General features: G+C 70.6%; 23 protein-coding genes and 1 tRNA gene. 15 read left to right on the plus strand and 9 right to left on the minus strand.

Features of this window, described 5'->3' with window-relative positions; genetic code table 11:
- The first annotated feature begins 128 nt into the window (after window positions 1-128).
- Entirely contained in the window at window positions 129-764 is a 636-nt protein-coding gene (locus ACZ4TR_RS36960; RefSeq protein WP_465292722.1) for a DUF4383 domain-containing protein, read from the plus strand.
- Window positions 765-779: 15 nt separating this feature from the next.
- On the opposite strand, the gene ACZ4TR_RS36965 is transcribed toward ACZ4TR_RS36960, so the two are convergent.
- From ACZ4TR_RS36965 to ACZ4TR_RS36975, 3 genes are all read right to left on the minus strand, one after another.
- A complete protein-coding gene (locus ACZ4TR_RS36965) occupies window positions 780-1,772 on the minus strand; it encodes an SCO0930 family lipoprotein (protein WP_465292724.1) in 993 nt (330 codons plus the stop codon).
- A 430-nt stretch (window positions 1,773-2,202) separates the two neighbouring features.
- Window positions 2,203-3,786 (minus strand): lyase family protein, encoded by a 1,584-nt coding sequence (locus ACZ4TR_RS36970; protein ID WP_465292725.1) that lies wholly within the window; start codon window positions 3,784-3,786, stop codon window positions 2,203-2,205.
- Window positions 3,787-3,924: 138 nt separating this feature from the next.
- Complete coding sequence (locus tag ACZ4TR_RS36975) at window positions 3,925-4,467, minus strand: DinB family protein (RefSeq protein WP_465292727.1); 543 nt, start codon at window positions 4,465-4,467, stop codon at window positions 3,925-3,927.
- Window positions 4,468-4,678: 211 nt separating this feature from the next.
- On the opposite strand from ACZ4TR_RS36975, the gene ACZ4TR_RS36980 reads away from it, so the two are divergent.
- Window positions 4,679-5,524 carry a COG1361 family protein gene (locus ACZ4TR_RS36980; RefSeq protein ID WP_465292728.1) on the plus strand — a complete coding sequence of 282 codons (846 nt, stop codon included), beginning with the start codon at window positions 4,679-4,681 and terminating at the stop codon, window positions 5,522-5,524.
- 16 nt (window positions 5,525-5,540) lie between these two features.
- On the opposite strand, the gene ACZ4TR_RS36985 is transcribed toward ACZ4TR_RS36980, so the two are convergent.
- Window positions 5,541-6,077, minus strand: a complete 537-nt coding sequence (locus tag ACZ4TR_RS36985) for an AAA family ATPase (RefSeq protein WP_465292730.1) — start codon at window positions 6,075-6,077, stop codon at window positions 5,541-5,543.
- Between the two features lie 111 nt (window positions 6,078-6,188).
- Between ACZ4TR_RS36985 and ACZ4TR_RS36990 the strand changes: the two genes are divergently transcribed.
- From ACZ4TR_RS36990 to ACZ4TR_RS37000, 3 genes are all read left to right on the plus strand, one after another.
- Window positions 6,189-6,264: transfer RNA gene (locus ACZ4TR_RS36990), tRNA-Lys, on the plus strand.
- Window positions 6,265-6,302: 38 nt separating this feature from the next.
- Window positions 6,303-6,803 (plus strand): SixA phosphatase family protein, encoded by a 501-nt coding sequence (locus ACZ4TR_RS36995; RefSeq protein WP_465292731.1) that lies wholly within the window; start codon window positions 6,303-6,305, stop codon window positions 6,801-6,803.
- Window positions 6,804-6,890: 87 nt separating this feature from the next.
- Window positions 6,891-8,192 carry an alginate lyase family protein gene (locus ACZ4TR_RS37000; protein WP_465292732.1) on the plus strand — a complete coding sequence of 434 codons (1,302 nt, stop codon included), beginning with the start codon at window positions 6,891-6,893 and terminating at the stop codon, window positions 8,190-8,192.
- A 47-nt stretch (window positions 8,193-8,239) separates the two neighbouring features.
- Here the strand turns inward: ACZ4TR_RS37000 and ACZ4TR_RS37005 are convergent, their stop codons facing one another.
- The 3 genes from ACZ4TR_RS37005 to ACZ4TR_RS37015 form a co-directional block, all read right to left on the minus strand.
- Window positions 8,240-8,914 carry a S1 family peptidase gene (locus tag ACZ4TR_RS37005; protein WP_465293102.1) on the minus strand — a complete coding sequence of 225 codons (675 nt, stop codon included), beginning with the start codon at window positions 8,912-8,914 and terminating at the stop codon, window positions 8,240-8,242.
- Between the two features lie 299 nt (window positions 8,915-9,213).
- Window positions 9,214-9,585: a hypothetical protein gene (locus tag ACZ4TR_RS37010; RefSeq protein WP_465293103.1), complete on the minus strand. Its 372-nt coding sequence runs from the start codon at window positions 9,583-9,585 to the stop codon at window positions 9,214-9,216.
- A 22-nt stretch (window positions 9,586-9,607) separates the two neighbouring features.
- Window positions 9,608-9,973, minus strand: a complete 366-nt coding sequence (locus tag ACZ4TR_RS37015; RefSeq protein ID WP_465292733.1) for a hypothetical protein — start codon at window positions 9,971-9,973, stop codon at window positions 9,608-9,610.
- Window positions 9,974-10,422: 449 nt separating this feature from the next.
- Here ACZ4TR_RS37015 and lanKC point away from each other — a divergent pair, with 449 nt between their 5' ends.
- The 4 genes from lanKC (at window position 10,423) to ACZ4TR_RS37035 (ending at window position 17,009) form a co-directional block, all read left to right on the plus strand.
- The gene (lanKC, locus tag ACZ4TR_RS37020; RefSeq protein WP_465292735.1) at window positions 10,423-12,987 is read left to right on the plus strand and encodes a class III lanthionine synthetase LanKC; all 2,565 of its coding nucleotides are present in this window, start codon (window positions 10,423-10,425) and stop codon (window positions 12,985-12,987) included.
- Window positions 12,988-13,025: 38 nt separating this feature from the next.
- The gene (locus ACZ4TR_RS37025; protein WP_364520712.1) at window positions 13,026-13,169 is read left to right on the plus strand and encodes a SapB/AmfS family lanthipeptide; all 144 of its coding nucleotides are present in this window, start codon (window positions 13,026-13,028) and stop codon (window positions 13,167-13,169) included.
- A 127-nt stretch (window positions 13,170-13,296) separates the two neighbouring features.
- Entirely contained in the window at window positions 13,297-14,964 is a 1,668-nt protein-coding gene (locus ACZ4TR_RS37030) for an ABC transporter ATP-binding protein (protein WP_465292737.1), read from the plus strand.
- Window positions 14,961-17,009 (plus strand): ATP-binding cassette domain-containing protein, encoded by a 2,049-nt coding sequence (locus ACZ4TR_RS37035; protein WP_465292739.1) that lies wholly within the window; start codon window positions 14,961-14,963, stop codon window positions 17,007-17,009. The genes ACZ4TR_RS37030 and ACZ4TR_RS37035 overlap by 4 nt, the downstream gene beginning before the upstream one ends.
- Window positions 17,010-17,243: 234 nt before the next feature.
- Here ACZ4TR_RS37035 and ACZ4TR_RS37040 read toward each other — a convergent pair whose 3' ends face one another.
- Window positions 17,244-17,657, minus strand: a complete 414-nt coding sequence (locus ACZ4TR_RS37040; protein WP_465292741.1) for an acyl-CoA thioesterase — start codon at window positions 17,655-17,657, stop codon at window positions 17,244-17,246.
- The gene (locus tag ACZ4TR_RS37045) at window positions 17,651-18,952 is read right to left on the minus strand and encodes a hydroxyacid-oxoacid transhydrogenase (RefSeq protein WP_465293104.1); all 1,302 of its coding nucleotides are present in this window, start codon (window positions 18,950-18,952) and stop codon (window positions 17,651-17,653) included. Before ACZ4TR_RS37045 ends, ACZ4TR_RS37040 begins: the two co-directional genes overlap by 7 nt.
- Window positions 18,953-19,066: 114 nt before the next feature.
- Between ACZ4TR_RS37045 and ACZ4TR_RS37050 the strand changes: the two genes are divergently transcribed.
- From ACZ4TR_RS37050 to ACZ4TR_RS37075, 6 genes are all read left to right on the plus strand, one after another.
- A complete protein-coding gene (locus tag ACZ4TR_RS37050; protein ID WP_465293105.1) occupies window positions 19,067-20,725 on the plus strand; it encodes a thiamine pyrophosphate-binding protein in 1,659 nt (552 codons plus the stop codon).
- 211 nt (window positions 20,726-20,936) lie between these two features.
- On the plus strand, window positions 20,937-21,110 hold the full coding sequence (locus ACZ4TR_RS37055) for a hypothetical protein (protein WP_286000398.1): 174 nt from the start codon (window positions 20,937-20,939) through the stop codon (window positions 21,108-21,110).
- Between the two features lie 208 nt (window positions 21,111-21,318).
- Window positions 21,319-21,522, plus strand: a complete 204-nt coding sequence (locus ACZ4TR_RS37060) for a cold-shock protein (RefSeq protein WP_013222289.1) — start codon at window positions 21,319-21,321, stop codon at window positions 21,520-21,522.
- A 64-nt stretch (window positions 21,523-21,586) separates the two neighbouring features.
- Window positions 21,587-21,811: a heavy-metal-associated domain-containing protein gene (locus tag ACZ4TR_RS37065; RefSeq protein WP_364520717.1), complete on the plus strand. Its 225-nt coding sequence runs from the start codon at window positions 21,587-21,589 to the stop codon at window positions 21,809-21,811.
- Between the two features lie 315 nt (window positions 21,812-22,126).
- The gene (locus ACZ4TR_RS37070) at window positions 22,127-23,161 is read left to right on the plus strand and encodes an ATP-NAD kinase family protein (protein WP_465292743.1); all 1,035 of its coding nucleotides are present in this window, start codon (window positions 22,127-22,129) and stop codon (window positions 23,159-23,161) included.
- Window positions 23,158-24,063, plus strand: coding sequence for a thiamine pyrophosphate-dependent dehydrogenase E1 component subunit alpha (locus ACZ4TR_RS37075; protein WP_465292744.1), 906 nt, complete (start codon window positions 23,158-23,160; stop codon window positions 24,061-24,063). The genes ACZ4TR_RS37070 and ACZ4TR_RS37075 overlap by 4 nt, the downstream gene beginning before the upstream one ends.
- Window positions 24,064-24,070 lie beyond the last annotated feature (7 nt).

Consider the following 24,070-nt stretch of genomic DNA (forward strand, 5'->3'; position numbering starts at 1 on the left):
CTCGGCCCGGCCCGGATCCGGGAACGCACCGAGGGCCTGCGGGCAAGCGCCGTCGTTTCGCGCACTGTGTTCGCGGGGTACCTGTGTGCGGTGACGATCGTCACCACACTCTGGGAAGGACTGGAGTCATGACTCACGCGAAAGGCGCACGCATCCGGGTTCGCGGCCTGCAGCCGGCGCAGGTGCTGGCCGGGTTGGCCGGGATCGCGTTCCTCGTCGTCGGCATCATCGGGTTCACCAGGACCGGCGTCGGGAACTTCGCCGGCCACCACGACGCGGGGTTGTGGCGGTTCTCCGGCAACCCGCTCATGAGCCTGGTCCGCGTCGTGACCGGCGTCGTCGGCCTGCTGCTGGCGTTCGGCTCCGGCCGCGCCCGGACGTTCGGCTGGCTGCTCTTCATCTTCTACGGCGCCCTGTTCGTCTGGGGCCTGATGATCGACGGCCTCATTTCGACCAACCCGTTCGCCAACGCCGGCAACCCGCTGGACATGGGCCGCGCCGACACCTGGCTGCACCTCGGCGTCGCCGCGCTCGGCCTGCTGATCGCCGTCCTGCCCGCCCGCCGCACCATCCACGTCCCCGAGGACGAGGCGGCCGACGAGCCGACGGTCGTCGAGCAGCGCACCGACCGCGTCGCGGACACCGACCGCACGGAAACGCTGCCCACCGAGGAGCCGCGCCGCCGTTCGTTCCTGCGTCGCCACCACGACGAGCGAGGCCCGGAGGTCGCTCGTGAAGAGCGTCCGCCGGGCCTCGCCCACTAGGAAGTTCCGGGTGGCTCAGTAAGTGGTGCCACCAGCGCCGGAGTTGCTGCTCCCGGCGCCACTGTCAGCCGGAGCCGGAGCCTGGTTGGCGGTGGCGCCGGGGCCGGTGCCGATCTTGCACCCGGCGGGCTCGATGACGAACCACGTGCCGTTCACGCCGTTGCCGTTCGCGTCACCGGGCTTCGTGTCCTTCGAGAAGGTGTAGACCGGCCAGCCGCCGATGGTGACCTGCTCGGTGCCGTCGGAACGCTTGATGCTGCCGAGGAGCTTCGAGTCGATGCCCTGCAGCTCGACCTTGCCGTTCGAGAGGACCGGCGGCCAGGTCTTGGCGCAGTCGCCGTTGCAGGCGGACGTCTTGGCCTTCTTGGTGTCCTTCTGGAACAGGTAGAGGGTCATGCCGTTCTGGTCGACGACCGCCGCACCGAGACCGTCGATGTTGCTGGCGCTCAGCTTCACGGCGCCGGCTTCACTCGCGGCCTGCCCGGCCTTGCCGCCCTTGGCGTTGGCGGCGTACCAGGCGCCACCGACACCCTGGCCGGTCGCGTCGCCGGCCTTGGCGTCCTTGGCGTAGCGGTAGAGCGCCCACCCGCCGACGGTGATCTGCTCGGTGCCGTCGGAGCGCGTCACCTTCCCGACGAGGTTCTTGTCGACGCCCTGGACCTGCACGTCCCCGGTGGCCAGCATCGGCGGCCAGGCCTTGGCGCAGTCACCGTCGCAATTGGACTTCGGCGGCTTGGCCGTGTCCTTGTCGAAGCGGTAGAGGGTCATGCCGTTCTGGTCGGTGAGCACCTGCCCGACACTGGCGACGTCCGCGACGACCAGTTTCGACTCGTTCGACGCGGGGGCGGCGTTGCCGACCTGTCCGTTGGCGATCTGGCCGCCACCAGTGCCGCCTGCCGCCGCGGGGGCGATGACCGGCTGAGCTGTTTCGGCGCCCGAGCAAGCGGTGAGCACTGCCAGCCCGGCTGCCGCAGCGGCGACGGAGACGGCGATGCGCGTGCGAAGCATGGAAGTTCTCCTTGTGTCCGTTGGGTTTCCCGCCGCTCGGTGCGGCTGCCTGATACCCACTACACGGACACTTGGCGAAGGCGGTTCAAAGAATTTTCCGCGGGTGCTCACGCCTGGTCAGAAGGGTGCGGTGGCCGGGGTGGCTGCTTCGGTACCAGGTGGCCCGGTGGGTGGGCTGCCGCTGGTCGCCGGGGTCTGCAAGCCCTTCCTATCGCCGTCGCAGGGCTGGGGATGCCGCACGTCGGCTGCTGCAAGGCTGGGCCGGCCGGACGCACACCGGCCCGCACACGTCGGCCGACTGCCGCCAACCGGTGCCGGCTGCTGCCAACCAGTGCCGATTGCTGCCAACCGGTGCCAAGGTGCCGACCCCCGTCGGGTGTCCGCGCCGCCCGGCCGTCCTGCAGCAGCCCGCCGGACCGCCCTCTGGCGGCTATTCCAAGGCGCCGCCCGGCTGTGGCTCGCCGAGGGCCCGGTCGACCAGCGTCGCCGCCGCGCCGGTGTACGCGGACGGGTCGAGGAGAGCGTCCAGCGCCGCCGGGGTGAGGACCTCGGTGATCGCGGGCAGCTCGTCCAGCACGTCCCGCAACGGCCGGTCTTCCCCCACCGCCCGCCGCGACGCCTCACCGAGCAGCTCCTTGGCCTTTGCCTTGCCGAGCAGCGGCGCGAGCACGGCGGAGAGCCGCTCGGACACGATCAGCCCATGCGTCGACGCCACGTTCGCCCGCATCTGCCCAGGCTGCGCGGTGAGCCCGCGCGCCAGCTCGGCGGCCGTGTGCGCGGCGCCGCCGGTCAGCCGGAGGCACTCGCGGATCAGCTGCCACTCGGCGTGCCAGACCCCGGCCGAGCGTTCGTCCTCGGTCAGCATCGACTGCGTGACGCCCGCGGCCAGCACCGGCACCTGCAGCGCGGCCGAACGGATCAGCGTCGCGAGCACCGGGTTCCGCTTGTGCGGCATCGCGGTCGAGCCGCCGCGCCCTTCGGCGGCCGGCTCGACGACCTCGCCGAGCTCGGTCCGGCTGAGCGTCGCGACGTCGACGGCCAGCTTCCCCAGCGCCCCGGCGGTGAACGCGAGCGCGCTCGCGAGGTCCACGACGGGCGTCCGCAGCGAATGCCACGGCAGCACCGGCGCGGCCAGCCCGGTCTCCTCGGCGAACGCGGCGGTCAGACGTTCCGCGTAGTCGGCGAGGACACCGCGATCAGTACCGGGGCGTCCGGCCACGGCGGCAGCGTCGACGAGGCCCCCGCCCCCGCCCCCGCCCTCCCGCTCGCCGGCGCCCTCCTGCCCGCTCGCATCCAGCGGCTCGCTCGCGCCCTGCTGCCCGCTCGCGCGCTCCTGCTCGCCCGCGCCGGCCTGCCCCGCGTGCCCCGCCGCCTGGGCGTCGTCGGCCAGGCGCGCGTACTCGAGGTACGCCGCCAGCGTCCCGGCCGCGCCGCCCAGCGATACCGGCAGCCCGCCGTCCAGCACGCGCCGGACCCGGACGGCCGCGTCCAGCACCAGCTGCCGCCAGCCCGCGGCCTTGAGCCCGAACGTCGTCGGCACCGCGTGTGCCGTCAGCGTCCGACCGGGCATCGTCGTGTCCCGGTGCTCGCGTGCCAGCTCGGCCAGCGCCTCGGCCGTCGCGTCGAGGTCGTCGGCGAGCGGCCGCAGCGTCCGGTCCGCGACCAGCATCATCGCCGTGTCGAGGATGTCCTGGCTGGTCGAGCCGCGGTGGACGTACTCGGCAGCGCTCGCATCGACGGCCGACGTCAGCGCCTTGACCAACCCGACGACGGGGTTCGCGGTCGCCCGTGAGCCACGCGCCAGCTCGACGACGTCGATCCGGGCACCGCTCGCGGCGGCCGTGATCGCGTCCGCTGCCCAGGCCGGTACCGTCCCGAGCCGCGCCTGCGCTCTGGCGAGTGCCGCCTCGGCGTCGAGCATGGCGCGCAACCAGGCCTCGTCGCCGGTCGAAGCTTCGGCCGGCGTACCGGCCCGGACCGGGGACAGGAGTCCGGAATCGGGGTCGACGGTCATGGCGCCAGCATCGCATGCGGCCGGTCTCGGCTGCGTTCCCTCAGCCGGGTCTGGCCTACGCCTGCCGGATCATCGTTTCCTTCGTAGGGCACCTCCTCTCCCGGTTCCGTCGCCGCGCGGCGACGGACGCCTGAGTCGTCATTCGCCGGTCGCGCCGTCGATCCGCTCGCGAACCAGGTCGGCCTGCCCGATGTGGCGCGCGTACTCGCCGATCATGCGAAGCATCAACCAGCGCAGCGTGAACGGTTCGCCGGTGCTGATTCGCGTCCCCGTCTGCTCCAGCGAACTCGCCGTCACGATCTCCCGGGAACGCGCACACTCGGCGTGCCACAGGGAAAAGGCCTCGTCGACGTCACCGTCCAGCGCCGTGAAGTCCTGCTCCGGGTCGTCGTCGGAGTAGTACAGGTTCGGGAGGTCCTCACTCGCGAACTGGATCCGGAACCACCACCGTTCGACGCCGGTGAGGTGCCGTAGCAAGCCGTGCAGGGTCAGGGTCGAGGGCGGTACCGAGCGTTCGGACAGCCGGCCGGGATCCAGGCCGGAGCACTTCAGCTCGAAGGTGCGCCGGTAGTAGTCGAGGCTCTCGGTCAGAGCCTGGCGCTCGCCGGCAACCGGCGTCGGGTCGATCCGGGCGCCGGTCAGGCGGCTCGGGGTGGCCACCGGGGTGCTGTGTTCGGTCATGTGCGGAGCGTGCCACAGGGGTCTGACAATTTCGGTTCGCGAGGGTGGCCAGTGATCGGGCAACGGCGGGAAACCCCAGTTCAGACACGGTTTCACGAACCCGGTAACGAATGCCGGGGTGCGGCGATCTGATCTTCGTCAGCTGCTGCGATCACCCGTCCCCACCCCGTCGGAGCGGCACCCCCTCGTCCGGAATCAGGAGATCACGACCATGGAGCGAACCGGTCGAAGAACCGCCGTGCTGGCCGCGCTGACCGCTGCGGCTCTCTTCGCGGCCCCCGCCGTCGCGTCCGCGGCGCCCGCCCCCAGCACGATCGACGTCAGCGACACGTCGGTCCGCGCCGGCGACACGTTCACGGTCACCGAGCAGCTGTACAACCCGACGGACTTCACCGTCACCGGCGCGAAGGCCGCGGTCTACACCAAGGAGAAGCCGATCACCGAGCTGGTGGACCTGGTCTCGTGCACCGGCACGATCGGCTGCGACCAGTACCTCAGCAGCTATCGCGGCGGCGTCGGCGACCTCGGCGCTGGCGAGAGCCGCACCGTGACGCTCACCCTCCGCGTGAAGGAGGGCGTCACCGGCGGCCAGTTCACGCTGCAGCACCAGTTCGCCGGCGACAACTACGCGTTCGGCGTCGAAGACGGTCCCGCCATCACGATCACCCCGGCCGCGAAGGCCGACGTCAAGGTCTCGCTGACCGCCACTCCGCGCGTCGGCCTGGTCGCCCGGGTCGACTACGTGATCACGGTGTCGAACAGCGGCCCGGCCACCGCGGCCGGCGTCCGCGTGACGGCCAACGCAGGCTCGGGCCGCTCGGTCACGTCGGCGACCGGCTGCACCCGCTCGGGCGCGAACGTGAACTGCGCGATCGGCACCCTGGCACCGGGCGCTTCAGCCACGGCGAAGTTCACGTCGGAGGGCGGCGTCTTCGCGTGGGGCGCGTTCACGGCGACGGCCCAGCGGGCGGCCAGCACCCCGGCCGACCCGGTCGCGGCGAACGACACGGCGTCGAAGAAGTGCACGGCCTACACCGGCCTGCTCGTGACCTGCTGACGGCTGTCTGTCCACATCAGAGCAAGTACGGCGCCGAGCGTGCTCGGCGCCGTACTGCGTCCGCGGTGTCATCGACGGTGTGGTCCGTGGTGTCGATGACGTTCTTCTCGAGCTCGCCCAGGTCGGCGAACGCGCCGTGCATGCCGGTGATGGGCTCGACCTCGGTGAGTTCCCGGCCTGCACGCGCGGTCCCGCGGGCGAGGGTGACCTCGAGACTCGGCCGCAGCACGACGTAGAAGAGGTCCAGACTGTCCCGCTTGGCGGCGTCGCGGAAGGGCTCCAGCGCCCAGGGCCCGACGACGCCATCGAGGACGACGTCGTAGCCACCCCGGGCGTACCCGCAAGCGGCCTCGGCGATCACCCCGAGCACGACATCGTTCTGCCGGGCGGCCTCGGGCAGGTACGGCGCCACGAACCCGGTCCGGATCCAGACGTAGAAGCTGTCGGTGTGCAGGTGCACGGTCGCCCGAGGCGCGTCGTCGGTGACCATGCGGGCGACGGTGGACTTCCCGGCACCGGGCGGCCCGGTGAGGATCAGCAGCGAACCCGGCATGCAGGCATCATGCGGGCCCGGCCGGGCGAGAACCAGTCTTGACCTTCACGGCGTCCTCAGCCGGACCCGGCGTGCAGGTGGGTGACGGGGCCCTGGCTAGACTTGGAGCGCGGGCCGTTAGCTCAATTGGTAGAGCTGCGGACTTTTAATCCGTAGGTTCTGGGTTCGAGCCCCAGGCGGCCCACCATTCCTCGGCGCAGTCGACCGAGGCGACAGGCGGTGAACATGGACGCGACCAGGCGGCTCATCGTTCTCCGGCACGCCAAGTCGGACTGGTCGGACGACCTCCCCGACCACGAACGACCGCTTGCGCCGCGCGGGATCCGGGACGCCCCCAACCTCGGCCGCTGGCTCGGCGACCACGGCTACGTTCCCGACCACGTGGTCTGCTCGACCGCCCGCCGCACCAGGGAAACCTGGGCGCGAGTCAGTGAGGCGCTTCCGAGCAAGCCGTCCGTCGAGTACGCCGAAGATCTCTACGGCGCCGGTCCCGAGGAGTTTCTCAACGCGGTGCGCCGGGTCCCCGGCGACGTCGGCACCCTCGCTCTGGTCGGGCACGAGCCCGGTGTCAGCGAACTGACCCTCCACCTCGCCGGCGACGGGGAGGACACCCGGCTGATCCAGGCCAAGTTCCCGACCGGCGCCGCGGCCGTGCTCGTCACCGCCGACACCTGGGCGGATCTCGCCGCCGCGCGACTCGAGGCCTTCTTCCATCCTCGCGACTGAGCCCGCGGGCATTGCCCCAGTCACGTTCACGTGCGTACTCTCCATTCACTCACAGAGTTGCTGTTCATATTTGTGAATGGAGCGGACATGATCTTCCGCCACACCGTCGTGGCGCTCGCCGCGGTCGGGCTTCTCGCCACTTCCGTAGCCGCGCCGGCTGAAGCGGCCCCCGCGACGAACGGCTGCAGCATCCCCGTCATCGGGCCGGTCTGTGCGCCGAACACCGCCGTCCTCGACGGCAACCAGCTGCTACGGACGAAGTTCGCCGCGCTCGTCGGTGAACGGACGTCCAAAACCGCCCTGAACAACCTGCTCGCCGCCGCGAAGACCGACCTCACGACCGGCCCCTGGAGCGTCACGGCCAAGAAGCAGGTCCCACGCAGCGGGGACAAGCACGACTACCTCAGCCTCGCGCCCTACTGGTGGCCCACCACGGAACCGACGGCCGAGAACCCTTGGGGCTGCCCGTTCGTCCAGAAGGACGGCCAGCGCAACCCGATCGTCGACGAGATCACCGACCACGCCTACCGCGGCGACGCCTTCGCCGCGATCTACCGGCTCGCCCTCGCCTGGTACTACACCGGTGACGCTCGATACGCCCAGCGCGCGGCCCTCGATCTGCGCACCTGGTTCCTCGACGCGGCCACGAAGATGAACCCGAACATGAACTACGCCCAGGGCATCCCGTGCAAGGTGGACGGCCGCGGCATCGGCATCATCGAGTTCTCCTACACGCTCACCCAGGTCGTCGACGCCACCGCGATCCTCGCCACCGGCGCCCCCGGCTGGACGAAAACTGACCAAGCCGGTATGACCGGCTGGTACACGCAGTTCCTGGACTGGTTGCGCACCAGCAAGAACGGCATCGACGAGGCCAGGGCGCAGAACAACCACGGCAGCTTCTACGACATGCTGGCCGCGGCGCTCGCCCTCGGCACCGGGCAGCGGGACCTGGCGAAGACGATCGTCCAGGACGCCGGGCCGAACCGCATCGCGCCGCAGATCCAGGCCGACGGCTACCAGCCGGCGGAAGCGAGCCGGACGCGCAGCTGGCACTACTCCAACTTCAACCTCGTCGCGCTGACGCGGCTCGCGCAGATCGGCAAGCACGTCGGCGTCGACCTGTGGCACTACACCGCGCCCAGTGGTGCGACGCTCTTCAAGGCCGTCGACTTCTTGATTCCGGGCGCCACGCAGGGGCAGGGACGGTGGCCGTACCCGGAGCTGGACTTCCGGCCGTACGCCGCGCTGGACGTGCTGCACGCGGCGGCCGACGCGGGAGACAAGGCGGCGCGGACGGCGTTGCCGCGCGTGCCGGTCGAACCGGGTGGCGACCTCTACCCGGTCCGGCCCGCCGCGGAACAGCTCGACGACATTTCGACGTCCTGACCGGGAAAGGGGCCCGGCCGGGAAACGGCCGGGCCCCTTGCCGGGAATCAGACTCCGGCCACCTGGGAAATCCAGCTGCGGTAACGCGTGATGTTCGTGTACGCCGTGTTGTTCGACCGGTCGCTGGTCGACGCGACGCCGACCTGGCGGCCGGACGCGAACATCGGGCCGCCCGAGTCGCCGCCGGCGGTGATGCCGTTGACGCGGTTCGCGCACACGGCGACGCCGCCGGTGTAGTCGCTGCAGCCGATCGAGTTCACCCGCACCGTCGCGACCTTCAGATACCGCGACTGGCAGTTGATCTCGGAGCCGCACTGACTGGTCGCGCCCCAGCCGTAGACCGAGACGTTCTGGCCGACCGAGACGTCGCCGACGCTGCCGAGCGGCGAGTAGCTGGCGCTCACCGAGGTCGTCAGCCGGACGATCGCCAGGTCGGCGGAGCCCGGGTACCTCGTGATGGCGGAGCCGGTGGCCATCGTCCCGCCGCTGGACTGGTCGAGGCTGCCGATCCGGAACGTGTATGTCCCGGAGCTGCTGACGCAGTGCTTCGCGGTCAGGATGTACTGCGGCGCGATGATCGTCGCGGTGCAGTTCTGCTGGCCGTTCACGAACAGCCGGGCCGCCCAGGGGCCGCTCGAGGCGGTGCTGCCGCCGATGATCGACGGCTGGGCCTGCGGGGTGGTCTGGGCGGACGCCGGGCCGCCGAGGCCGACGACGGCCAGCGCGGTACTCGCGGCCAGCAGCACGAACTTGCCGAATTTCACGCTCACTCCTTTTCGTGCGGAGAACCCGCACGGGAAAGCCGGTGGGGACCGAACGAGAAGAGTGTCCGAGTTCTCGGGGAATGTCCGGAACCGACGAAAGTCCGGGTCACATCCGTATTTATTGCGCCGAATGGACTACGTGCAGTTCCCGTACTGTTCCGCGCACGAAGAGGAGCGGGTCGCGCTGGGTGTCGCGGCGTCTCGCCTGGAGCGGCCCGGGAGGCCGCCACCGCCGGGGCACTGTTGGACTGCCTACGTCAGGCGGTGACCTTCGCCGGGGCGGTGCGGCGGAGCCAGTACAGGCCGATGACCGGCAGCACCAGCGGGATGAAGAGGTAGCCCTCGCCGTAGACCGACCAGACGGTCGGGTGCCGGAACGCGGCCGCGTCGACCAGGCTCAGCGTGCCGATGGTCAGCACGCCCAGCAGTTCGATCGAGCAGGCCGTCAGCGCCACGCGCCACCAGCCGTCGCCGCGGCGGGCCAGCGCGATCGTCGCGACGATGTACACGACCGCGGCGAACGCCGAGAGCAGGTAGGCCAGCGGTGCTTCGTGGAACTTCGTGCCGATCTGGACGCCGGCCCGCGACGTCGCGGCCAGCGCGAAGATCGCGTACACGGCGACGAGCACCCGTCCGGGGCCGGTGGCCGTCCTACGCTGTCGCTCCACTCCACACCTCGTTCAGTCGCAGCACCATCACCGGGATGGCTATGCAGGCGATGCCGAGCACCGCGGTGCTCGACCGGCTCCGCTCGGCCAGGGCCCAGGCAGTGCCGACGGGCAGTACGACCAGGCTGCCGATCAGGTAGGCCAGGTAGGTCGCCAGGCTGCCCGGGCGGTCACCGCCGGCGAGCAGCACGATCCCGATCACCAGCTGGACGACCAGCAGGACCTCGACGACCGCGATCGCGATCAGGAGGGGGTTGTCCGGCAGCCGGTTGCGGGCCGACTGGACGAAGCTCCACAGCGCGACGAGCGTGGCCGCCACGGCGACCGTCACGGCGAATCCGAAGATCACCCGTTCCTCCTTCCGGTCCGCCGGACGTCAACTTACTCCGTGGTACCGGTGGGTCCGTCCGCCGAGGTCCTGCGGGCGTGGCGTGCACCACCCGGCCGCTCCACAGTGGACCCGGCCGCGTCGACCAGGTGTGCCGGCACCGAGTCAATTGATCACCAGAAGGCCTTGATGGCATTCTGCCAATTCGGTGGTTTATTCCGTGTTATCTTGGTGTGGACCTGCGGGAATGTTGTAAAAAGCTTCGTGTTACACCCCGACAGGGTGGTTGGCCATCTGCCAAGAATTACCCTGGGTCCGTCTACTGACTGGTAAGTGCCCTTTTTGCCTACCTCGGATAGACCAGTTGAACCCCCGGGTTGGCGGATAGGCGCGGGACCGTCCGGCATGGGGGAATATTCCTCGTCCCCGGAGCCGAGGTGCCCGGGGGGACACACGGAGGGGTATCTTCGATGGACCTGCGCTACGAAGCATTTTGCTTCGCCGACCCGTTGTTCTACGACGAACAACAGGAAATCGGCGCGCCGGTCGACGATTTTGCCCAGGCGCTGCCGCTGCCGGCCACCGGCTGGGTCACCGCCGATCGCGGGGTCTGGCGGGCGCTGAGCCCCGAGGGCCGTCACCTTCCCGGCCAAGGGTGGAAAATCCACGTTTCCGCTGGCCTGGACAATGCGCGGCGCGTGCTCGTGCAGGTGCACGAGTACTGTATCGAGCACCGGATCTCCTACAAGCACCTCCGCTCGCTGATGATCCTGCTCGCCCGGAATTCGAAATACGCCCCCCGTGACGGCAGCGCAAAGCTCATCACCATTTACCCTGCTGACGAAGACGAGCTGGCGCGTGTTCTCGAAGATCTGGCGGTTCGGCTCGAAGGCGAGCACGGTGCCTATATCCTGAGCGACCTCAGATACGGCGACGGACCACTCTACGTCCGCTACGGCGGATTCGCCGAACAGTGGGTCGAACACGACGGCAACCGCGTCCTGGCGATCCGCAAGCCGGATGGCCGGCTCGTGCCCGACAAGCGGGAACCGACGTTCTCCGTCCCCGACTGGGTGAAGATTCCGGCCTGCCTGCAGAGCAGCGTCGCCGCGCGCAAGAGCGGCGACCCGGCCCAGTTCCCCTACCGGGTGACGCGCTCCCTGCACTTCTCGAACGGCGGCGGTGTCTACCTCGCCGACCCCAAGGCGGGCGGTGACGAGGTCGTCCTCAAGGAAGCCCGTCCGCACGCCGGCCTGGACAGGGCGCGGATCGACGCCGTCGAACGGCTGCGCCGCGAGCACGAGGTGCTCGACAGGCTGGCCGACGTCACCGGCGTGCCGCGGGTCTTCGAGCGCTTCACGGTCTGGGAGCACCACTACCTGGCCATGGAGTACATGCCGGGCAACTCGCTGGGCAACTGGCTGGCCCGAAACTATCCGCTGACCAAGCGCGGCACGACCGACGACGACCTCGCCGCCTATGCCCGGCGCGCGCTCGACGTCGTCTCCCGGGTCGAGAGGACGGTCGAGGAGATCCACGCCCGCGGCGTCGTCTTCGGCGACCTGCACCCGCTGAACATCCTCATCGACGAGGACGACGACGGCCGGATCTCCCTGATCGACTTCGAGATGGCCTTCGACGTCGAGTCCGGCGACCGCCCGGCCCTGGGCGCGCCCGGGTTCCGTGCCCCGGCCGACCGCACCGGGTTCGAAATCGACGAGCACGCGATCGCGGCGTTGCGGCTGTGGCTGTTCCTGCCGCTCTCGCAGCTGACAGAGCTCGCACCGGCGAAGCTGCGCGGCATCGCCGACTTCGTCGAACGCCGGTTCGCGCTGCCCGAGGGGTACGCGGACGCCGCAGTCGCGGTGCTGGCCCCGCGTGATGTCCCCGCGGAGCCGGCACCGATCCACACGGAGCTCGACCAGGAGAAACCCGACTGGCCGCTGGTCCGCAAGCAGATCGCCGAAGCGATCCTGGCCAGCGCGACGCCCGAGCGCCAGGACCGGCTGTTCCCCGGCGACATCGAGCAGTTCCGGGTCGGCGGCGCCTGTTTCGGCGTCGGCGCCGCGGGCGTGCTGCACGCCCTCGACGTCATCGGCGCCGGCCGGTTCCCCGAACACGAGCGCTGGCTGATCGATGCGGTCCGCCGTGAGCCGCCGGCCCGGCCCGGGTTCTTCGACGGCAGCTACGGCATCGCCTACGTGCTGGAGAACTTCGGTCACCACGACGAGGCGACCAGGCTGCTGGCGTCGTCCGCGCGGCTCGTCGAGCAGACGACCGACCACGCCCTGGAAGGTGGTCTGGCCGGCATCGGGCTGACGATGCTGCACTTCGCGACGGTCCGCCAAGACAACGAGTTCGGCCGCCAGGCGCTGACCACGGCCGTCCGGCTGGCGGAAGCGCTGGAGACGGCGGCGCCGCCGGGCAACTTTGCCCGTGCCGGCCTGCTGTCCGGCTGGTCCGGCCCCGCGCTGTTGTTCGTGCGGCTCTTCGAGCGCACCGGCGAGCCCGCGTGGCTGTCCTTCGCCGACCAAGCCCTGTGCCGTGACCTCGAAGAATGCGTCGAGTCCGACGACGGCTCGCTGCAGGTCCGCGACGGCGCGGCCCGCACGTTGCCCTACATGGGCATCGGCAGCAGCGGAATCCTCGTGGTCGCCGAGCAGCTGGCGCGGCACCGCCCGGACGCCGAAGCCTGCGAGAGCCTCCCCGGCCTGCGCGAATCGTGCCGCGGTGAGTTCGTCATCCACCCCGGCCTGCTCTACGGCCGGTGCGGGCTCGCGGTGGCGCTGGGCATGGACCCGGACCCGACGCAGCCGATCCGCGCGGCGATCGACCTGCACCTGGCGCGGCTGGCCTGGTACGCGGTGCCGTTCAAGGGCGGCCTCGCCTTCCCCGGCAACCAGCTGCTGCGCCTGTCGATGGACCTCAAGACCGGCAGTGCGGGGATCCTCCTCGCGCTCGCCGCCCTCCTGGACGGCAAGGAGGTGCTGCCCTTCCTGGGCAGCACGCCGTCCCCTCAAACCACCGGTCGTTGACCGGCGGACCCGAAGTGAAAACGAAGGAAGGAACACCAATGGAACTCGTTCTGGAGCTGCAGGCCATGGAGACCCCCGAGGTGCTCGACGGCGGCCACGGTGGCGGCGGCGGCGGCACGTCGAACCTCAGCCTGCTGGCCTCCTGCGCCAACAGCACCGTCAGCCTGCTGACCTGCCACTGACCTGGCGGATCGCCGGCAGTAGTGCCTAGGTGAACGGTGCGGGAGCGGCACAGGCCAAGTGCGCCGCTCCCGCACCTTCATTGTGGCCCCGGTACCGCCTCGGCGGTACCTCGTCCGAAGGAGTGAGATGCGCGGCCCCGCCGATCGGTTGCTGGCCAGGGTGGCCGGTCTCGATCGCCCCCGGCTGGCCGCCATCGTGGGTACCGCGCTGGTCGCCACCGCGGCCGGCCTGCTCCTTCCCGGCGCGCTCGCGGCAGCGGTCGACAGCGTTGTCGCGGGCCGCCGGAGCTGGCCCGAGGTCTCCTGGCTGCTGCTCGTCGGCGGCGCGGAGATCGCGGCCGACGTCGTGGGCGGCATCCTGACCACCCGCGTCACCGCGACGGCGTCCGCCTGGCTGCGCCGCACGGTCTCCGACAAGCTCTTCTCGCTCGGCACGCGTTCGCGCTTCGCCGAGGGCGACGCGATCAGCCGTCTCACCGGCGACTGCGTCGGCGCCGGCGGGATCGTCACGATCGTCGTCCAGTGCGGCTCGATGCTGGTCATCTCGACCGGTGCCGTCGTCCTGCTCGCCCTCCTGGACTGGCGCCTGGCGCTCGTCTTCCTGGGCAGCATCCCGTTCGCCCTGCTGCTCGCGCGCAGTCACCTCCGCCGCACCGCCGACGACGTCCTCACCTACCAGCGGGTTTCCGGCGAGCTGGCGGCACGGATGGTCGACGCGGTCACCGGCCTCCGCACCATCGCCGCGTCCGGCACCGCCGACCGCGAAGCCGAACGAGTCCTGCGCCCTCTGCCGAAGCTGTCGCTCGCGGGTCAGGGCCTCTGGCGCACGCAAGCCCGGATGGTCTGGCGCGCCGGCCTGCTGACGCCGGCGGTCGAGATTTCCGTGCTCGCCGCGGCCGGCTTCGGCGTCCTCACGGGCCGGCTCAGCGTCGGCGACGTCGTGGCCACGCTCGGCTACGTCGCCCTCGGCCTCGGGCTGGTCACCCAGATCCCGTTGCTCACCATGCTGTCCCGGGCGCGCGGCTGCGCCGAGCGGCTCGTCGAGGTCCTCGACGAGCCCGAACCCGTGCCCGGCAAGCTGCCGATCCTGCCCGGCGACGGCACTATCGACCTCCGCCACATCGGCGTGACGGGCGCGCTGGCGGAGATCGACCTGCGCATCGACGGCGGCACCTTCCTCGCGGTCGTCGGCCGGTCGGGCGCGGGCAAGTCCGCGCTGGCCGGCGTGCTCGGCGGACTGATCACGCCCGACGAAGGCCAAGTGCTGCTCGACGGCCGTCCGCTCGAGCGCCTTCGCCGCGAGGAGCTGCGCGCGGTCATCGGCTACGCCTTCGAACGGCCCGCGCTGCTCGGCGCCACGGTCGCCGACGCGGTCGGCTACGGCACCTGGGCGGGTGAGTCCGCCGTCCGCAGCGCGTGCCGGACCGCACAGGTCGAGGAGGTCGTCGTCCGCCTGCCCGACGGCTACCGCACACCCTTGGCCGAGACGCCGCTTTCGGGCGGCGAAGCCCAACGGCTCGGCCTGGCCCGGGCGATCGTGCACAACCCGCGCGTCCTGATCTTCGACGACGCCACGGCCAGCCTCGACACGGTCACCGAGGCCGCGGTCGAGCGTGCGCTCGCCGGTGCGCTGCCCGGCCGCACGCGCGTCGTCGTGACCCACCGCGCGGGCACCGCCGCCCGCGCCGACCTGGTGGTATGGCTCGAAGAGGGCCGGATCCGCGCGGTGGCCCCGCACGCCGCTCTGTGGCAGGAGCCGGGCTACCGGGGAGTCTTCACGGAGGACGACGAGTGAGCCTGCGCCGGTTGTACTGGTCCGCTCTCGCCGGGCAGTGGCGTGGCGGTGTGGTGCTGCTCGTGTGTTCGCTGCTCGAAGGCGTACCTGCGTTCTTTTCGGGACGGCTCGTCGAGCTGTCCGTGGACCGGGGTTTCTCGATCGGCGACCCGGCGGCCGGCCTCGGCTGGCTGATGTTGTTCGGACTCGCCGCCGTGCTCGGCGCCTTCGGTTCGCGGATGGTCTGGCACCAGCTCGGCAAGGTGGTCGAGCCGCTGCGCGACGCTCTGGTGACCGCGGTCGTCCGAGGCGTGCTGCACGACGAGTCCCCGCCGCGCAACCAGCCGGACTCCAGCGGCGTCGCCCGGATCACCCAGCACGTCGAAGTGGTCCGCGACGCGACCGCCGGACTGCTGGTGCAGGCCCGCGGCATGCTGGTGACGACGGCGTCCGCGCTCGCCGGCCTCGTGACGGTCGCCGGCGCGCTGGTGGTCCCGGTCGCGGTGCCGGTGGTCGTCTCGTTGGTCGCCTTCGTCTGCCTCCTTCCTTCTCTCGCCCGCCGCCAGCGTGCGCTGGCGCTGGCGGACGAGCACACGGCCGCGACGGCGGGTCAATCCCTGGCCGGGATGCGCGACATCGTGGCCTGCGGTGCCGAGCCGATCGCCGCGCTGGCGATGTACGACGCGGTCGACGAGCAGGCGACGGCCGCGATCCGCGTGGCGCGCTCGAGCGCCCTCCGGGCCCTGGTGATCTCGCTTGGCGGGTTTGTCCCGTTGTTGCTCGCACTGGCGCTGGCGCCGGGTCTGGTGGTCCGCGGCGAACTGACCGCGGGCGCGGCACTCGGCGCGCTGGTCTACCTGGCCACGACGATGCAACCGGCCCTCCGCGGCCTGGCGGCCACGGCCGGCACCGTCGTCCTGCGTCTGCTGGTCGCGCTCCGCAGGCTGGCGGAGACGGCCGAACTGCCGGCCGTGTCCGACGGCACGGCGATCCCGCGCGGCACCGACGTCCAGGTCCGCGGCCTCACGTTCGGCTGGGGCGCGACGGCCGAGCCCGTGGTCCGTGGTCTGGACCTAGGCGTGCGGCCGGGGGAGCACCTCGCCGTCGTCGGGCCGAGTGGCATCGGCAAGTCGACCTTGGCCGGCTTGCTGACCGGGATGCTGACGCCACAGGAAGGCCGCGTACTGCTGGGCGGCGTCCCGGTCCGGGACGTGCCCGCGGCGCTCCGCCACGAGCTCGTGGCGTTGATTCCGCAGGAGGCGTACGTCTTCGCGGGAAGCGTCCGGGACAACGTCGGCCTCTTCGCGTCGTCAGCTTCGGACGAGGCGTTGTCGGCCGCCGTCGACGCGGTGGGCGCGGGCGCGTTGCTTAGGCGCCTTGGCGGTCTCGACGCCGAGATCGGTCACGGCGGCGAAGGCATCTCCGCGGGCGAAGCGCAGTTGCTCGCGCTCGCCAGGGTCTACGCCAGTCCGGCGGAGTTCGTGATCCTCGATGAAGCCACCTCCCATCTCGACCCGGTGGCGGAAGCCCGCGCGGAGCGGGCCTTCGCCGCGCGGGGTGGTGTTCTGGTGGTGATCGCGCACCGGCTTTCTTCGGCGTTGCGCGCGGATCGCGTCCTCGTCATGGACGGCCGTGAGACCGCGCTGGGTCACCACGCCGACCTGCTGGCCAGGTCGGCGCGGTACGCCGAACTCATGCAGGCGTGGGCGACACCGGTGGCTGGGGAACCAGCCACCGGTGCCGAGCCGACCGCGGGTGCAGGCAGCCAACCGCCCGGTACCAGGGGCTCGCCGCCTGCGCGCAGTGGCGCGACCGTGGGCGGGGCGCCTGCCGGCCACGGGTGTGCGACCACTGCGAATCCGCCAGTGGGCCCAGGATCTGCGGTCGCCTCCGGGGCGCCTGCCGGCGACGGAGCCGCAGCTACTGCTGGTCCTTCAGGGGACGTGGGGACCGCCGCCGACATGCCTGCCGACAACGGAGCCACGAGCGGGACGCCTTCTCACAACGGTGCCACCGGATCGACGCCTAGGCCGCCATCCGTGTCGCGAGCCGCTCGAGTGAGCTGACTGCCCGTCCACTGTGGACGTATCTCCTGGGTGCTTCCAGATTATCGCCACCGAGCGGTCCGGGAACCCCTCGTCGCGAATCTGTGGACAACTCGCCGATCTTTTCCCCGCCTGTGGACAACTCGCGCCGTCGAGCCGTTTCTGTCGGTGCCGTGGTGCATGATCGGGAGCGCGGGAAGAACCCGGCCCGGAACCGGCACCGTCAGAGAGGAGGTGAACCGCCGGCGGTCGACGTCATCCGGGTCGCAATGCTTCCAGCGCCTCACGCAGTTTGCCGGCGAGCGGTGTCGGCCGGCGGGACTCGCGGTCCACGAAGACGTGCACGAAGTGCCCTTCCGCGACCAGGGACTCGTCGGCGGCGTACATCCCGATCTCGTAGCGCACGCTGGACTTCCCGAGGTGTGCCACGCGCAAACCGACCCGCAGCGCTCCAGGAAAGGAAACCGATGAGTGATACCCGCAGTGCGACTCGACGCACAGCCCGATCACCTCCCCGGCTTCGATGTCGAGGCCGCCCTGCTCGATCAGCCACGTGTTGATCACGGTGTCCATCAGCGAGTAGTGCACCACGTTGTTGACGTGCCCGTAGACGTCGTTGTCCTTCCAGCGCAACGGAACCGTCTGCCAGTGCGGGTACCCGTTCACCACAGGGACACCGACTCGCGCAGGATGCCGGCAAGGTCCTCCTCGGACGCATCGCGAGGTGCGGTCGCCAGCAACCGCTGCTGCTTCAGCGTTCCCTCGACCAAGGAGTCCACATCGGACTCCGTGTACCCCACGGCGCCGATGCCGTCCGGGATGCCGATCTGCCGCATCAGGTCGATCAGCACCGCGGGCAGGTGGTCGGCGAAGTCGCCGGGCCACTCGAAGTCGGGCGCCAGCAGGCGCGCGACACGCAGATGGCGGTCCGGTGCCGCGTCGAAAGTGAAGCGGAACGCGGCGGGCGCGGTCAGTGACACGGCCATGCCGTGCGGCACCATGGGTTCTTCGCCCGGATAGCCGTCCGGGTGGAAATCCCGGACCTGACCGGCGATCGGGTACGCGTTGGCGTGCGGGATGTGCACGCCGGCGTTGCCGAAGCCGAGCCCGGCGAACGTCGCGGCCAAGGCCATGGCTTCGCGCGCCTTGAGGTCCTCGCCGTCACGCACGGCGGCGGGGAGGGCCCACGACAGCATCCGCAGCGACTGCTCGGCGAACATGTCGGCCAGCGGGTTCGAGCCGCAGTACGGCACGCGCTGCTCCGGGCGCTTGCGTTCGAACTCGGTGTACGGCTTCGCGGTGTAGCTCTCGGCGGCGTGGCAGAGGATGTCCATGCCGCTGGCAGCGGTCACCCCGGCCGGCTGGCTGACGGTGAGCCGGGGGTCGACGACGGCGAGGGTGGGGCGCAGCCGCAGGTGGCTGATCCCGCTCTTGACGCGCAGGGACAGCACGTCGAGCACGCAGACCGTGGTGCTTTCCGAGCCGGTGCCGGTGGTCGTGGGAACGGCGACCAACGGCTTCAGGGGGCGGTCCGGCGTGCGGCCGCCGCCGACGGGGGCGTTGACGTAGTCCATCAGCTCGCCGTCGTTGCTGGTGAGCAGGTTCGCCGCCTTGGCGGTGTCGATGGCCGAGCCGCCGCCGACGGCGACGAAGGCGTCGTACGGACCGGTTCCGCGGGCGAAGTCAACCGCCTTCTGCATGCTGACATCGGTGGGTTCGACGTGTACGCCGTCGAAGATCTCGGCTTCGATGCCGTAGCCGGCGATCCCGTCGGCGATGCGGCGCGGCCAGCCGGTGGCGGCGACCTGCGGATCCGTCACGACGAGCACCCGGTGCACGCCGTACTGGGTCAGGTCGTACCCGATCTCGTCGCTGGCGCCGGTGCCGTACTTCAACGCCGGTGCGCCATAAGTAAAAACGGTTTCATGTTCGATCGCGGTCAAAGCTGCGGTCCTCGCTCCCATGATCGGCTGACAGACGGTCAAAGCGGACATTCAGTCCATCCTTGCCGGGTTTCGGCCAAGATCACTTGACTGCACTGAACGGTGCCCGCCTAAGCTCTCCTCATTAGATACCAACTGGGAGCGACCGTCGCCCAGACGGCCGTGCGGATCCTGACCGAGGCGCGGGTCCGCCGCGTGTACGCGGTGGTCGGCGAGTCCTTCCTGGAACTGCTCGACGCGATGCAGCGCGAGCGGGAGATCACGCTGGTCTCGGCGCGCCACGACGCGGGCGCGGCGTTCATGGCGGAGGCGGAAGGCAAGCTCACCGAACGGCCCGCCGTGCTGCTGGCCAGCCGGGGGCCGAGCGCGGCGAGCCTGGCGATCGGCGTCCAGACGGCGTACCAGGACGAGACTCCGATGGTCGTCCTGCTGGAGACGCCGGCGACCGAACCGGTGCCGTCGTCGTCCGGGGAGCTGCCGACGTCGGACCTGACGGCGATGTTCGAGTCGATCGCCAAGTCGACGCTGCGGGTGACCGACCCGGACAGCCTGCCCAGCCTGCTCGCCCATGCGCTGACGACGTCGCAGGAAGGCCGGCCGGGGCCGGTCGTGCTCGGTGTGCCCTGCGACGTCTGGGGGATGCCCTACGACGCGGCGAAGCCGATGGCGCGGGTCCGGCCGCCGGCGTCCGGCACGCTGGGCCGTTCGGCGGATGCCGTGGCGCAACTGGTGGACGAGGCGAAGTACCCCGTGGTCATCGTCGGCGGACGGGCGCGGTCGGCGCGCGACGAGCTGATCGCGGTCGCCGACGAGCTCGCGCTGCCCGTCTACAACGCCTTCCGGCGGCAGGACGCCTTCCCGGAAAACCACGCGCGCTACGCCGGCCACCTCGGGCTCGGCATCCCCGCGCGGCAGCTGGACGCCCTTGAGCGGGCCGATCTGGTCCTCGCGCTCGGCACCCAGCTCGACGAGGTCACCACCCAGGCCTACCGCTATCCGACGGCCCAGCAGACGCTGATCCTGGTCGGCACCGGCATCGACGTCAGCTCCCGGCGGCGCGGGCTGACCTTCCGCGTCGACTCCGAGGTCGAGCCGTTCCTGCGGGAGCTGCGTGAGGTGGCGTCGCCGCGGACGCGGCGGGCTTCGGCGGCGAACGCGGCCGTCCACACCTTCATGACCCCGCCCGACACGAGCGGCAACACCCGGGTGCACCCGGTCGACGTCGTCCGGGCGCTGCGGAAGCTGGCGCCCGAGGACACCATCGTGACCAGCGACGCCGGCAACTTCGCGCAGTTCATGCACCGGTACTGGTGCTTCACCGCGCCGCGCAGCCAGCTCGGCCCGAGCAACGCCGCGATGGGCTACGCCGTGCCGGCCGCGGTGGCAGCGAAGCTGGCCGAGCCGCGGCGGACCGTCGTGGCCATGGTCGGCGACGCCGGGACGCTGATGACCGGCCAGGAGATCGAAACGGCCGTGCGGTACCGGGCGCCGGTGATGGTCGTCGTCTTCCAGAACGGCGTCCACGGCGCGCTCGCCATGCACCAGGCCCGCACGCACGGCAGGCTGTCCGGGGTGTCCATCCCGTTGACGGATTTCGCGTCCTGGGCGCGTGGACTCGGCGCGGCCGGGTACACGGTGGACGATCGCGAGGAACTCGAGCCGATCATCGCCAGCGCGCTGGTGCGGCAGCGGCCGTGCGTCATCGACGTGCGCACCGACCCGGACGTCGTGACCCCGGACGTGCGGATTTCGGCGTTGCTCGGGCAAGCGCGCCCGCAACCGCCCGCCCAGTAAGGGTTTGCTCGGTTTCGCTTCGGAAAACGCGGGCAAGTTGTGTGGTAGCACGGCGGCGGCTCGGGTAATCTGGCGTTGTTCCGGTGGTGGTTCGCCGCTGAACCTTCCCGGCCGGGTCCCGGCGGGAACAACCGGTTTCTGTCGGTGCCGCATGGCACCATCACGGTCATGACCCGCGCCGCAGCGGGCAGGGAACGAGGGGAGTTTCGACGTGACCGATCACCAGCACGCATCCGAACCAGCGCGGAAGTCCTCCGGCGTCGTACCGGTGCTGTTCAGCGCCAGCGCGGAGGCCCACGATGACGCCGTGGTCGCCGCCGAGCGCGACACCACCTGGCGTTCGCCGTTCAGTGCGGAGGGGTTGCGCCCGGCGAGTGGCGAATAGCTCACCCTGTCCGGGTGACGACGACTTGTCGGCCTGCTTGTGGTGTGCTTTACTGACCATGGTCTCGATTTTTGTGTTCGTGTTGAGTCACGCTCGCAGAATTCAGCGGGCGTAGTGTCTCCTCGCCGAGGAAGCAAACCGTCCCCGTGTTGACCCGGGGCGCCGAAGCGGCTTCCTGTTTTTTGGTGTTACACATGGAGATTTTTTTATGACTCAGGGCACTGTGAAGTGGTTCAACTCCGAGAAGGGGTTCGGCTTCATCACCCCCGACAACGGTGGCGGCGACGTCTTCGTTCACTACAGCGAGATCCAGGGTAACGGCTTCAAGAGCCTGGAAGAGAACGCTCGCGTCGAGTTCGAGATCGGCCAGGGCCAGAAGGGCCCGCAGGCCACGTCGGTCACCGTGATCTGACTTTGATCTTGGGAAAGGGTCGTCACCCGTTCGAGGTGGCGGCCCTTTTCGTATGCTCCGCACCATGATCGAGCACGGCTACACCGTCTCCGGGATGAGCTGCGGACACTGCGCCCAGTCGGTCACCGAAGAACTCACCGGCCTGCCGGGAGTGACCGAAGTGGACGTCGATGTCGCGGCCGGCCGGGTGATCGTTCGCGCTGACGGCCCGCTGGCCGAGGACGCCGTGCGGGCGGCGGTCGACGAGGCCGGCTTCTCCTACGAGGGCACGGCGAGCCTGCTCCCGTAGCTCTCCGCCCGGGGGATGACCGGTTCGTTCTTCTCTGCCGCGACGATCTCCCGGGTGGACAGTCCACTGGAGATCAGTGCCGGTGTGACCTTCGGCTCAGTCCGGTAGTTGCCGCCGGCGAGGCATGCGTCAGCGCGGCGGGTACGCCCGCCCGATTTAGCCTGACCAGAGCGCGGCAGCGCCGGCGCGCCCGTCGCACGGCGGCGCCTGCGCGCTCCGCGTGACAGTCCGGCGAACACTGCAACGCCCTGCAACCCTTCCCTTTCGCCCAGCGACGGAGTCTCCTGTTCTCCGGTGCTGTGACAGGAGGTCAGGTTGGGCGAGACGGTGGCGGGGATCGTCGCGAATCCGGCTTCGGGACGGGACATCCGCCGGCTGGTTGCGCAGGCCTCGGTGTTCCCCACCGCGGAAAAGGCGAACATGGTCCAGCGCCTGCTGGCCGCCTTCGCGGTGACCGGACTCGACCGGGCCCTCGTGTCCACCGATCTCGGAGGCATCTCCGCCGCGGTTCTCAAGGCGCTCGGGCGGGGTGGGACCTGGCCCACCGTCGACTTCTGCGCGGACGATCCCATCACCGGCACCGCCGCCGACACGACCAACGCCGTGCGCCGGATGGTCGCGGCCGGGGCCGGGGTCATCGTCGTGCTCGGTGGGGACGGCACGGCTCGCGTTGCCGCCGCGGCCTGCGAAGACGTTCCGATCCTCGCCCTCTCCACCGGGACCAACAACGCCTTCCCGCAGATGCGGGAGGCGACCGTCGCCGGGCTGGCCGCCGGGCTGATCGCCTCCGGGCAGGTCGATCCCGATCTCGTCACGCACCGCGTCAGCGTCCTCGAAGTCGTCACGAAGGCTCGCCGGGAGATCGCGCTCGTGGACGTCTGCGTCTCGACGAGCCGGCACATCGGCGCCAAGGCGCTGTGGGATCCCGCCACGCTCACCGAGCTCTACTGCACCTTCGCCGAACCCGACGGCATCGGCCTGTCGAGCGTGCCAGGGCAGCTCTGTCCCAGCCCGCGGTCGAGCCCGGACGGCGTCGCGCTGCAGCTCGGGCCCGTCGACGAGACGCCGTACGTCGTGCACGCGCCCATCGCGCCCGGGCTCGTGCGGCCCGTCGGCGTCCGCGGGTGGGGTGTGCTCAAACCCGGGATGCGGGTCGAGCTCGCCGCCTCGGGCGGTGTCATCGCGCTGGACGGCGAGCGCGAACTCGAACTCAAGACCGGCGAAAGCGCGTTCGTCGAGCTCAAGCCGGACGGGCCGTGGGTCGTGGACGTCCGGGCGACGATGGCGGAAGCGGCCCGGAAAGGGCTCTTGCGCACGGAGACCGAGCTGGGGAAGGAGCGCCGAAGATGACGGACACCCTGCGGGAGGCGTATCGCGTGATGCGCACCATCCGAGCGTTCGAAGAGCGGGTGCACGACGAGTTCGCTACCGGCGAGATCCCCGGGTTCGTGCCCCTCTACGCCGGCGAGGAGGCCTCCGCCGCGGGGGTCTGCGCCCACCTCGACGACCGCGACACCATCGCCGGCGCTCATCGCGGCCACGGCCACTGCATCGCCAAGGGCGTCGACGTCAAGGCCATGATGGCCGAGATCTACGGCCGCAAGACAGGTTCCTGTCACGGCAAGGGTGGCTCGCTGCACATCGCCGACCTCTCGAAGGGCATGCTCGGCGCCCACGGCATCGCCGGCGGCGGTCCGCCGCTCATCTGCGGCACCGCCCTCGCCGCGAAACAGCAGAACACCGGCGGCGTCGGCGTCGCCTTCTTCGGAGAGGGCGCCGGCAACCAGGGGACGACGCTGGAGGCGCTGAACCTCGCGTCGGTCTGGGACCTGCCCGCCCTCTTCATTGCCGAGAACAACGGCTACGCCGAAGTCACGTCCAGCACCTGGTCCGTCGCCTCCGACAACATCGCCGACCGCGCCGCCGGGTTCGGCGTGCCGGGCGTGATCGTCGACGGGTTCGACTTCTTCGCCATCCACGAAGCCGCGGGGGAGGCCGTAGAACGCGCCCGGGACGGCGGTGGCCCGACGCTCATCGAGATCAAGTTCACCCGCTTCCCGGGAGACGGCGCTCTCGACTGCCTCGAGCTGTTCCGCACCCGCGTCACCGAGAGCGGGGAACTGCGCGAGCAGGTTCTCGACGACATCGACGCCGAAGTCGCGAAGCTCATCGAGGAGTCCGTCTCCGAAGCGAAGGCCGCGCCGAAACCCACAGCGGAGGACCTCGAAACCGACGTCTACGTCTCGTATTGAGGGGAGC

The sequence above is a fragment of the Amycolatopsis sp. NPDC028719 genome, assembly GCF_055565395.1.